At 59.1% G+C, this 9,995-nt stretch carries 10 protein-coding genes; 5 read left to right on the top strand and 5 right to left on the bottom strand.

Going from position 1 to position 9,995, the window contains the following annotated elements:
* Nucleotides 1-166: 166 nt before the first annotated feature.
* From QZ196_RS16195 to QZ196_RS16185, 3 genes are all read left to right on the top strand, one after another.
* On the top strand, nucleotides 167-820 hold the full coding sequence (locus QZ196_RS16195; RefSeq protein WP_296428289.1) for a protein-L-isoaspartate O-methyltransferase: 654 nt from the start codon (nucleotides 167-169) through the stop codon (nucleotides 818-820).
* 66 nt (nucleotides 821-886) lie between these two features.
* Complete coding sequence (locus tag QZ196_RS16190) at nucleotides 887-2,254, top strand: TolC family outer membrane protein (RefSeq protein WP_296428287.1); 1,368 nt, start codon at nucleotides 887-889, stop codon at nucleotides 2,252-2,254.
* Between the two features lie 60 nt (nucleotides 2,255-2,314).
* The gene (locus tag QZ196_RS16185) at nucleotides 2,315-2,956 is read left to right on the top strand and encodes a hypothetical protein (protein WP_296428285.1); all 642 of its coding nucleotides are present in this window, start codon (nucleotides 2,315-2,317) and stop codon (nucleotides 2,954-2,956) included.
* Here QZ196_RS16185 and QZ196_RS16180 read toward each other — a convergent pair.
* Nucleotides 2,953-4,404 (bottom strand): cobyric acid synthase, encoded by a 1,452-nt coding sequence (locus QZ196_RS16180; protein WP_296428283.1) that lies wholly within the window; start codon nucleotides 4,402-4,404, stop codon nucleotides 2,953-2,955. The two genes, QZ196_RS16185 and QZ196_RS16180, sit on opposite strands and share 4 nt — an antisense overlap.
* 154 nt (nucleotides 4,405-4,558) lie before the next feature.
* A complete protein-coding gene (locus QZ196_RS16175; protein ID WP_296428281.1) occupies nucleotides 4,559-4,882 on the bottom strand; it encodes a DUF6280 family protein in 324 nt (107 codons plus the stop codon).
* 223 nt (nucleotides 4,883-5,105) lie between these two features.
* Here QZ196_RS16175 and efp point away from each other — a divergent pair, with 223 nt between their 5' ends.
* Nucleotides 5,106-5,669, top strand: a complete 564-nt coding sequence (gene efp / locus QZ196_RS16170; RefSeq protein ID WP_296428278.1) for an elongation factor P — start codon at nucleotides 5,106-5,108, stop codon at nucleotides 5,667-5,669.
* Nucleotides 5,670-5,675: 6 nt separating this feature from the next.
* Here the strand turns inward: efp and QZ196_RS16165 are convergent, their stop codons facing one another.
* Nucleotides 5,676-6,410: a folate-binding protein gene (locus QZ196_RS16165; protein ID WP_296428276.1), complete on the bottom strand. Its 735-nt coding sequence runs from the start codon at nucleotides 6,408-6,410 to the stop codon at nucleotides 5,676-5,678.
* Entirely contained in the window at nucleotides 6,403-8,193 is a 1,791-nt protein-coding gene (locus tag QZ196_RS16160; protein ID WP_296428274.1) for an ABC transporter ATP-binding protein, read from the bottom strand. The genes QZ196_RS16165 and QZ196_RS16160 overlap by 8 nt, the downstream gene beginning before the upstream one ends.
* Before the next feature lie 128 nt (nucleotides 8,194-8,321).
* Here QZ196_RS16160 and QZ196_RS16155 point away from each other — a divergent pair, with 128 nt between their 5' ends.
* Nucleotides 8,322-9,497, top strand: a complete 1,176-nt coding sequence (locus QZ196_RS16155; protein ID WP_296428273.1) for an aminotransferase class V-fold PLP-dependent enzyme — start codon at nucleotides 8,322-8,324, stop codon at nucleotides 9,495-9,497.
* Here the strand turns inward: QZ196_RS16155 and QZ196_RS16150 are convergent.
* Nucleotides 9,494-9,868, bottom strand: coding sequence for a transposase (locus QZ196_RS16150; protein ID WP_296428272.1), 375 nt, complete (start codon nucleotides 9,866-9,868; stop codon nucleotides 9,494-9,496). The genes QZ196_RS16155 and QZ196_RS16150 overlap by 4 nt on opposite strands.
* Nucleotides 9,869-9,995 lie beyond the last annotated feature (127 nt).

Below are 9,995 nucleotides of genomic sequence, written 5' to 3'. Positions count from 1 at the left end.
ACGGATTTGCAATCCGCTGCATAACCTACCTGCCCACTCGCCGCTGGGATGGCGATATACCATGAATTAGAGGTGCGCAAGTGACCCCGCCATGTGATCAGGCGTTGCTGCAGCAATTCAAATATGGCATGTAATGGCAACAATACTGAACGAAAGAGTTTAGAAAGTGACAGATTACAGCAAACGCCGCATGATGATGGTTGATACGCAGGTTCGGCCATCTGATGTAACCAAATTCCCGATTATTGACGCCATGCTCTCGGTCCCACGTGAGGCTTTTGTGCCGGCTAATCTGCGCGAAGCAGCCTATGTCGGCGAAAATCTGGATTTGGGCCGGGGTCGGACCCTGCTGGAGCCGCGGACATTCGCCAAGCTGCTGGATGCGCTTGATGTGCAACCGCATCATGTTACGCTCGATTTGGGTTGTGGTTTGGGGTACTCAACCGCAGTTTTGGCGAGCCTTTGTGAGTTTGTGGTCGCGGTTGAGGACGACGCGGAGCGGGCGGAGGAAGCGCAGGCTGTCTTGTCCGAACAAGGTGTGGACAATGCCGCAGTCATGGAAAATGATCTAGCGCAAGGGGCGGCGAAGTCAGGCCCGTATGATATCGTGATAATTGAGGGGGCCGTCGAAGAGGTGCCCGAGGTGTTGCTGTCGCAGTTGCGTGAAGGCGGCAGGATTGGATGTGTATTTGCCGAAGGCGCGCTGGGGGTTGCACGCATCGGGCACAAGATTGATGGCGTTGTGAATTGGCGTTATTCTTTCAATGCGAACGCGCCCGTTTTGTCGAATTTCCGCAAGGCTGCGGCATTCTCGCTTTAAGTATTAACAAAATTGGCAAAATTGACGTATAATAACCGAAATAACGAAAGCCTAGGGGCGAATGATATGATCAAACGGATAAGATTGGTCGCATGGACTCTGGTCGTGTCACTGGGTTTCACCGCGATGGCGCAGGCCGAGTCTTTGGTTGATACGCTGACGTCGGCCTACAATAATTCGGGGTTGCTGGAGCAGAACCGCGCCCTGTTGCGCGCTGCCGATGAAGATCTGGCGCAGGCGGTGGCGTCAACGCTGCCGGTTATTGGATGGGCTTATAATGTCTCAAATACGCGGACAAGCGGTGGTGGGGCGGACCTGATACAAGAAAGCGTGCGGCTGTCGGGATCTCTGATCTTATATGATGGCGGTTCAAATCGGCTGGCCGTTGAGGCACAGAAAGAAACGATTTTGGGCACACGCCAAGCGTTGCGATCCATTGAGCAGGACGTTTTGTTGCGCGCTGTAGAGGCATATATGAACGTCCGCCGTGATGGCGAGTTCGTGACGCTGCGCCAGAATAACGTGCGCCTGATCACAGAAGAGTACCGCGCAGCGCAGGACCGCTTTGAAGTTGGTGAAGTGACCCGGACCGACGTGGCCCTGGCAGAAGCACGTCTGGCGGCAGCACGCAGTCTTTTGGCCGCTGCCGAGGGTACGCGCGAGCGTTCCATCGAAGAGTTTCGCGCAGCCGTGGGGCGTGCACCCAACGCGCCCAATCAGGTATCGCCCGCGCCCGTGTCGCGCGGGATTGCCGATGCCAAGGCATTTGCCGTGCGTAACCATCCAGCCATTCTTGAGGTGCAGCACGCGGTGAGTGCGGCTGAACTGAATATCCGCCGTGCCCAAGCGGCGTTGGAGCCGACGGTCAGGCTGCAGGGCTCGTTGTCAACGAATCGCGATTCCGAAGAATCGCGGCAGATCGGGCTTGAGGCCAGCGGCCCAATTTACAGCGGTGGCCGTCTGTCCAGTCAGGTTCGTCAGTTCATGTCGCGCCGCGATGCCACACGGTCAGGGCTGCATGTGACGACCATTGGGATTGAGCAGCGGGTTGGCAACGCCTATTCGTTCTTGCTGGTTGCACGTGCCTCGCGGCAGGCGTCCGATCAGCAAATCAGTGCCGCGCGGGTCGCGTTCGAAGGTGTCCGCGAAGAGGCCAAGCTGGGAGCGCGCACCACGCTTGACGTCTTGAATGCAGAGCAGGAATTGCTGGATGCACAAGCCAATTCGATATCAGCGCAAGCAGAAGAGGTCATCGCGTCGTATTCCGTTCTGGCCGCCATGGGCCTGCTGAACGTCGAGCATCTGGGGTTGCCTGTCCAACAGTATGACCCGTCGGCATATTACAATCTGGCCAAGGACGCACCGACGGCCATATCCCCGCAGGGGCAGGCGTTGGACCGCGTTTTGCGTGCCATTGGCGAGGCGCAGCGTTAGGTTGTTTGACGTAAGTCTTTAGGCTAGTCTCTCTTGGCGGGGGACAAGGCGGGAAGAGCGATGTCTGATAGAGCAAGAACAGATGAAATTGACGGGATCATGTCGTCGGTTCGCAGGCTGGTGTCTGATGCCGAGGCCGGGTCCGGCAGCGGCATGCGCCAAATGTCACGATTTTTGCTGACACCTGCGTTGCGGGTGTCAGAGCCATGTGATGTGGATACTTCCATCATACAGCGGCAGGCAACATCCCGGCCAAACAATTTGCTTGTGCTTGATCCCAACAACCGGGCCGAACGGGCCGGTCTGGAGGCAACAATCGCCGAGTTGGAGGCTGCGGTAACGGCGCAGACGGATAACTGGGAAGCCGATGGCGGCGAAGCATTCGAGCACACGGCCTGGGCGGCAAGCGCGTTTCAGTTGCGCGATGCCGTGGTGGACGCCGCGACAGCATCCGTATTTGAACCGGCAACGGCGGCCGACACCACCGATTCGGCGGATGTGGTGCAGATGCCCGATCAAGCGGAGCAGACAGCGGTATCGCACCCGTTGAAACACAACGACCATGATCTGTTGCGTGCGCTGGTGGTGCAGATCGTCCGCGAGGAGCTGAGCGGCGAGATGGGTGAGCGGATCACCCGCAATGTCCGCAAGCTGGTGCGCCGCGAGATCAACCGCGTGCTGGTCAGCCGCGAGCTTGACTAAACCGGTCCAGCGAGGCCAAGCAGCTGGTCGATGTCCATATGCGTTTCCAGATGTTGGGCAAGGGCATCAAGCGTGTCTTCGACACCCGCGTTGTAGTTGTGACGTGCAACCGTCACGCCAAGCCGCGACAGAAAGGCCGCGCGGAACGCATCGGCGTTAAACAGGCCGTGCAGATAACAGCCCAACACCCGCCCATCGTCGGATGCGGCACCTTCGCCCCGCCCATCCAGTGACAACCAGGCGCGATCACAGTCCGGACCGGTGGTGTCGCCAATATGGATCTCGTAGCCAGACACGGCATCGCCGGTTGGCAGATATGTGGCGGATGACCGGGCGAGCCGCTTTTGCGGTCTCATGACAGTTTGCACGTTCAACAGCCCAAGGCCCGCGACACGGGACGCCGGCCCTTCGATCCCGTCATCATCCATGATGGTGGTTCCCAGCATTTGATAGCCGCCGCAGATGCCCAGCACATGACCGCCCCGCCGCACATGCGCCGCGAGGTCGATATCCCAGCCCTGAGCCCGAAAATGTGCAAGATCCGCAATTGTGGATTTTGAGCCGGGAATGATGATCAGATCGGCATCGCCGGGCAGGGCGCGCCCGGCTTCGATAATGTCGATACTGATGCCCGGGGTCGCCGAAAGCGGGTCCAGATCATCGAAATTTGCAATCCGGTTCAGGCGGGGAACGACAATCTTGGTCGTGCCGCCCTTGCGGCTTGTGATGTCCATCACGTCTTCGGCGGGCAGTTTCCATGCATCGTGAAACCATGGGATGATGCCTAGCTGCGCCCAACCGGTATGGTCGGCAATGATTCGCATCCCGTCGGCAAAAAGCGTGGGATCGCCGCGAAACTTGTTGATTGCAAAGCCCCGGATCAAGGCGCGGTCGCCAAGTGCCAAGACGGCATGAGTGCCGACGAGTTGCGCAATCACGCCACCTCTGTCGATGTCGCCAATCAGGGCGACGGGCACATTGGCAGCACTGGCAAAGCCCATATTGGCGATGTCGCCTGCGCGCAGGTTCACCTCGGCGGGGCTGCCTGCGCCTTCGATGATGACCAGATCGCGACCGGTGCCAATCCGGGCAAAGCTTTGCAGAACGGGCGGCAGAAGTTTGGCTTTCTGGCTGCCGTAATCGCGCGCCTTCATGGTCGCAAAGTGCTTGCCCTGCACAATGACCTGCGCCCCGATTTCAGATTCAGGTTTCAGCAGAACCGGGTTCATATCCACCAGCGGTTCCAGTCCGCAGGCCATGGCCTGCAATGCTTGTGCGCGGCCGATTTCGCCGCCATCGGCGGTGACGGCCGCATTGTTGGACATGTTCTGCGGTTTGAACGGGGCCACGGACAGGCCGCGATGCACGCAGGCGCGCGCGATACCGGCCACGAGCATGGATTTACCCACGTTCGATCCAGCACCCTGAATCATGATAGCTTTGGTCATCGCGCCTCCTTGGCTCTGGTTCATAGCGGTGCAGAGGGCAGGGGGGAAGACCATGAAGCGGCGTTTGGCCGTTGGTCCGCGCCAGCTGAAACGAATAACGCGGCCGCAAGGGGCCGCGCTTTCAGTGCCCAAGTCGGGCCAAGTAATACGTTGGTCAGGCGGCTTTCGCGTCCTGTTCGGCAGCGTTGCGCCGTTCGCTTTCTTCGCGGGACAGGGCGACCGAAGTGCGCACACCTTTGCCGACGAAATCCATCAGTCCGCTGACAACCCGTTCGTTGGGGTCAATACCGGCACAAGACAACACTTCGCGGCCATCGCGCGAACGTGCCCAGCGGGCGATCTGTTCGGGGCCGTTACCGTATTTCTTGTCATCTGCGATAGCGTCATCCAGTGCAGCAAGGACCACAGCCGCAAACAGTTTACGCGCCCGGTTACCTTGTTCATTGTTGAATGCTGTACCGTCGACGAAATCTCTCATCATGCTTCCTTCTTTTTGTTCTTGTAGTTTCCGAGTGACCCGCAATATGCATTGTTCGATGTGATTCGGGGGCGCTCTTTTGGAATGGCAGCCATGCGTTTAACGCATAGCTTGGCGGCCAAATCTGGTCTGTTTGGTGATCTTGTCATGGGCCCATACGCGAGATATAGGCTGTGCCAAGCGCCATTCAACCTTTCCCCGCAGTTTTGATGTGAAGTGACCTATGCCCAAAATCAACGGTAACGAAATTCGCCCCGGCAATGTTCTGGACCACGAAGGTGGCCTTTGGGGCGCCGTCAAGGTTGACCACGTCAAGCCCGGCAAGGGCGGCGCATTCGCGCAAGTGGAACTGAAAAACCTGCGTGACGGTCGCAAGCTGAACGAACGCTTCCGATCCGCCGACAAGGTTGAGCGGGTGCGTCTGGACCAAAAGGACCAGCAGTTCCTGTTCGAGGCCGATGATATGCTGACGTTCATGGATAGCGAAACATATGAGCAGATCGCATTGCCTGCCCACATCCTTGGTGATCGCCGCCCATTTTTGCAGGACGGTATGGTCGTGCATATCGAATATTACGGCGATGAAGCGCTGAACGTGACGCTGCCGCAAAAGGTGGTTTGCAGGGTCGCCGAGACAGAGCCGGTTGTAAAGGGTCAGACGGCTGCCAACAGCTTTAAGCCAGCGATCCTTGATAACGGGGTGCGGGTCATGATCCCGCCGTTCGTGGGGCCCGACGAAGATATCGTTGTGAACACCGAACTGTTTGAATACGTCGAACGCGCGTGACCTCTTTCAGGTGAGGCGCGTCAGCGTTGCATCACCGGCCTGCATGGGGCCGGACGCCCGGTCGAACCGCAGGTACGCAAGCCCCTGATCACCACAAACCGTGTGCAAGGTGCCGACGGCTTTTTCGTCGGCCATGATGGTGTCGCCGGGTGCGGCAGTGCCATTGATCGCGACGCGCGCAAGACCTTTCTTTAGCGCGGTCTTGTGTTTCATGCGGGCGATGATTTCCTGACCAACATAGCAGCCTTTTTTGAAATCAATCCCGTGCAGTGCCTCGAACCCGGTCTCAAGCACATAGGTATCGGGGGTCAGTTCCATGCCCGTTTCGGGGATCAAATGCGCCACGCGCAGGGCGGTCCAGTCGGTTGCGTCGCTGACGTCGGTATCGCCATAGGCACGCCAGCCCATAGCGGGGTGCCGGGGATCGGCGATAGCGCCTGCAGGGGCCGGGCCGGTGCCGCGCGATACCACAAGGGGGGGTTGCGCAATCTGCACGTCCGCGCGCAGCCGGTACATGGCCAACCGCCCCGCCAAGTTGGCCGCATGCGTGGTTGCGACGTCGATCAGCAGGCGGTCAGGCTGGCCCAATACAAAGAAGTCAGCGATGAATTTGCCCTGAGGTGTCAACAGGGCCGCATAGATGATTGACGCATCGGCGCGGGCGACATCATTGGTGATAAGCCCTTGCAGGAATGCAATGCGGTCGGTTCCGGTCAATGCGATGACGGTACGGTCAGTCATTTGTTTCGCTTTCTGATTGTGTGAATTGCAGTCTGTGCAAATCGGCATAGATCCCGCCACGCGCGAGCAGTTCGTCATGGGTGCCCTGATCGACGACGCGGCCCTGATCCATTACGACAATGGAATGGGCGTTGCGCACTGTGGACAGCCGATGCGCGATGACCAATGTCGTGCGCCCGGTCGATAGCTGTTCAAGTGCGGCCTGCACGATGGATTCAGATTTGGTGTCAAGCGCGCTTGTCGCTTCGTCCAGCAGCAGGATCGGCGTGTCGCGCAGCAATGCGCGGGCGATGGCGATCCGCTGGCGTTGCCCGCCTGACAAGCTGGAACCGCGTGGCCCTGCCGCGCTGTCGAGACCGTTCGGCAGGTTTGGTAAAAAGTCGCTGACATGCGCGGCGTCCAGGATGGATTTCAGTGTGACATCATCAACATCGTCACGGCCCAGCAGGATATTGTCGCGCAGCGTTTCATCAAACAACGCCGCATCCTGTGTGACGACGGAAAACAGTCCCCGCAAATCTGCAAGCTGCATGTCGGCAATCGGCGTGTCCGCAATCATCACGCTGCCGCTTGCGGGTTCGACCAAACGCGTCAGGACATTGAAAACCGTACTTTTGCCTGCGCCAGACGCGCCGACCAATGCCGTGGTTTCCCCCGCCGCTGCGGTAAACGTGGCACCTCGCAGGACCGGCAGATCACCGTATTGCAGCGATACGTTGTTCAATGTGATCGCAGGTGCGCCGTGCGGTTTGGCCGTCGGCTTGGCCGGGGACAGGATTGTTGGTTTCAGGTTCAGCACATATTGCAGGCGTTCCACGCTGGCGGCGGCCATCTGCCATTGCCCGCTCATCGCGCCAAGGCGGCGCAGCGGGTCAAATGCCAGCGACATCGCGGTGAAAAACGCCATGAATTCACCGTTGGTCTTTTCGCCGGCGATAATTTCGGAGCCGCCGTAGATCAGGACACCCAGAAAGCCGATCCCGGTCATGATGTCGATCAGCGCGGGCACAGCGGCCTGTCCGATGGCCGTCTTAACCTCTGCGTCAACGCTTTGGTCCACCAGATCATCATATCTGCTGGCCTGATACGTCTCGAGCGCGTTGAGTTTTATCGGATTGATGCCATGAAACACCTCGTCCAGCCGTGTTGATATCTTGCCTGCAATTTCGCGGGCGTTGCCAGCGCGCCGCCGGATATAGGCCTGCACCAACAGCGACGGCAGCACGAGCAAGGGGATGCCGACGACCGCAATCAGGGTCCAGCGCCAGTCAATCCACAGCGCGACCGCACAAAGGCCCACCAGGGAAATCAGGTCGCGCCCAAGCGCGGTAAGGATCGCGCTCCAGATGCTGTTGATCGCACCCACATCGCCCTGGACCCGTTCGATCAGCTGGCCGGGTGGATTGATCTGGTAGAAACCGCTGTCCAGCGTCATAAGGTGGCGCAGCAAATGACGGCGCATATCCGCAGAGGCCAGTTGCTTGATCAGGGTCATCAAGACGCGCTGCCCTGTTGATGTGATGGCGCGGACCACAAAAATGACCATGACGCCAAGGCCAACCCAATATAACGCGCCAGTGTTGCCCATCGTAAAGACATCATCGAACATCGGCTGGACCATCCGGCTGAGCAGGGCGAGCATGGACCCTTCGATAGCCATCAAAAAGAGCGCGGCAATCAGCAAAAGCTTGTGCTTTCGCAGGTAATCACGCCACAGCCACCAGAACAGGCGCCCCGCAGATTGGGGGCGGACAGGGCGGGCTTTGCGCAGTTTAGCGGTCATAGTTGGCCTTTTTGGGCAGCGGTCCCGTCGGTCTAGTCTTAAATGGGATGGCGGGCAAGTTGAGCAAGCTTGACGCTGCAAAAGGCGCGGTTAGTTTGCAGGCGTAACGTCTATTGAAAGTCACCTGCATGTCATTGTCCAACGGTCGTAAATATCTTGCCATTCCCGGCCCATCGGTCATTCCGGATGCTGTTTTACAAGCGATGCACCGTGCGTCGCCCAATATCTATGAAGGTGAACTGCACGATCTGACCAAAAGCCTGATCCCCGACCTGAAAGAGGTTGCCATGACAGCGCACAATGTCGCGATCTACATTGGGAACGGTCATGCCGCATGGGAAGCTGCCCTGTCGAATGTGCTGACGCGCGGCGATACTGTTCTGGTGCTGGCGACGGGCAGGTTCTGTATCGGTTGGGGCGAGATGGCACAAAGCATGGGGGCCGTGGTCCAGACCATCGACCATGGGATGCAGTCGCCCGTCGATCTGGTGCAGGTCGAGGCGGCGCTGGCGGCCGATACCGACGGGCGGATCAAGGCCATTCTGGCCGTTCATGTGGATACGTCGACCAGCGTCAAGAACGACATCGCGGGGCTGCGCGGGGTCATTGACCGGGTGGGGCACCCCGCCCTGCTGATGGTCGACTGCATTGCGTCGCTGGGCTGTGACCGCTTTGAGATGGACGCATGGGGGGTCGATGTCATGGTGGCGGCCTGCCAAAAGGGGCTGATGACCCCCGCGGGCATCAGCTTTGTCTGGTTCAACGACAAGGCGGATGCCGCTCGCGGCAATTGTGTGACACGGTATTGGGATTGGCGGCCGCGCGCGACTGCGGAGGAATATTATCAGTATTTCGACGGGACCGCACCGACGCACCATCTTTATGGCCTGCGCGCAGCGCTTGACCTAATTATGGCCGAGGGATTGGATCACGTCTTTTGGCGCCACGAGACGTTGGCCCGCACTCTCTGGGCCGCCTTTGATTGCTGGTCGCAGGGCGGACCTGTGCAATTGAATATCGCCGATCCCGCTGCCCGGTCGCATGCGGTGACGTCGGTCGCCATTGGGTCGCCCAACGGTGCCCGGTTGCGGCACTGGTGTGAACATCAATGTGGGCTGACGCTGGGTATCGGTCTGGGCCGGGCACCTGCGGACGCCTTTTTCAGGATTGGCCATATGGGACATGTGAATGCCCATATGATCATGGGCGTTGTGGGTACGATGCAGGCAGGATTGACCGCGTTGCAGATCCCGCATGGGGCCGGCGCGTTGGACGCTGCTGCGGGTGTAATCGCGGCAAGCTAGCTACGGCGGACCCGCCCGATCCATTTGAAAACATGGTCCAGCGCATAGGCGGTCATCGCGAGCCGGAGGTATCCCAGCACGGCCGCGATTGTCCATAATCCCATGGACAGGATGACACCCAATGTGATCAGAAATGGGGTCTGATGCGGCTGAGTTTCCAGCACCGCCGCGAACTTGTCACGTGACGACCAGCCCTCGGGCCCGGCATCAGCGTCGGGCATAAGTTGCCCCTTGCCACGCGCCTCAGCCTGCCACTTGTGCAGCGTCGCCTCGGAAATCCCTTCTTCCTGCGCCAACTGCCGAATGGCCATGTTGTCCGGCGGAAGCATCCGCTTCAGCACCGCCGCCTTGCGTTCCGGTGAATATCCCACGTCATTGTCCTATCCCGCCCACCTGAAAATTAGAGAAAAATAGAGCAGCGGACAACTTCCCTGACACAGGGGGCTGGCCAGCCGGTTTGGCGTGCATCCCACTATGATCAACCAATGGAAGCGCGCG

The sequence above is a fragment of the Yoonia sp. genome, assembly GCF_017854565.1.
Lineage (GTDB): Bacteria > Pseudomonadota > Alphaproteobacteria > Rhodobacterales > Rhodobacteraceae > Yoonia.
The sequence above is the reverse complement of the archived record's forward strand: the minus strand, read 5'-3'. Positions and strand labels throughout refer to the sequence as shown.

What these genes read in the sequence shown, in the direction of transcription:
- QZ196_RS16190 (WP_296428287.1), top strand. Translation starts at nt 887, where the DNA reads ATGATCAAACGGATAAGATTGGTCGCATGGACTCTGGTCGTGTCACTG.
- QZ196_RS16185 (WP_296428285.1), top strand. Translation starts at nt 2,315, where the DNA reads ATGTCTGATAGAGCAAGAACAGATGAAATTGACGGGATCATGTCGTCG.
- QZ196_RS16180 (WP_296428283.1), bottom strand. Translation starts at nt 4,404, where the DNA reads ATGACCAAAGCTATCATGATTCAGGGTGCTGGATCGAACGTGGGTAAA.
- QZ196_RS16175 (WP_296428281.1), bottom strand. Translation starts at nt 4,882, where the DNA reads ATGAGAGATTTCGTCGACGGTACAGCATTCAACAATGAACAAGGTAAC.
- efp (WP_296428278.1), top strand. Translation starts at nt 5,106, where the DNA reads ATGCCCAAAATCAACGGTAACGAAATTCGCCCCGGCAATGTTCTGGAC.
- QZ196_RS16165 (WP_296428276.1), bottom strand. Translation starts at nt 6,410, where the DNA reads ATGACTGACCGTACCGTCATCGCATTGACCGGAACCGACCGCATTGCA.
- QZ196_RS16160 (WP_296428274.1), bottom strand. Translation starts at nt 8,193, where the DNA reads ATGACCGCTAAACTGCGCAAAGCCCGCCCTGTCCGCCCCCAATCTGCG.
- QZ196_RS16155 (WP_296428273.1), top strand. Translation starts at nt 8,322, where the DNA reads ATGTCATTGTCCAACGGTCGTAAATATCTTGCCATTCCCGGCCCATCG.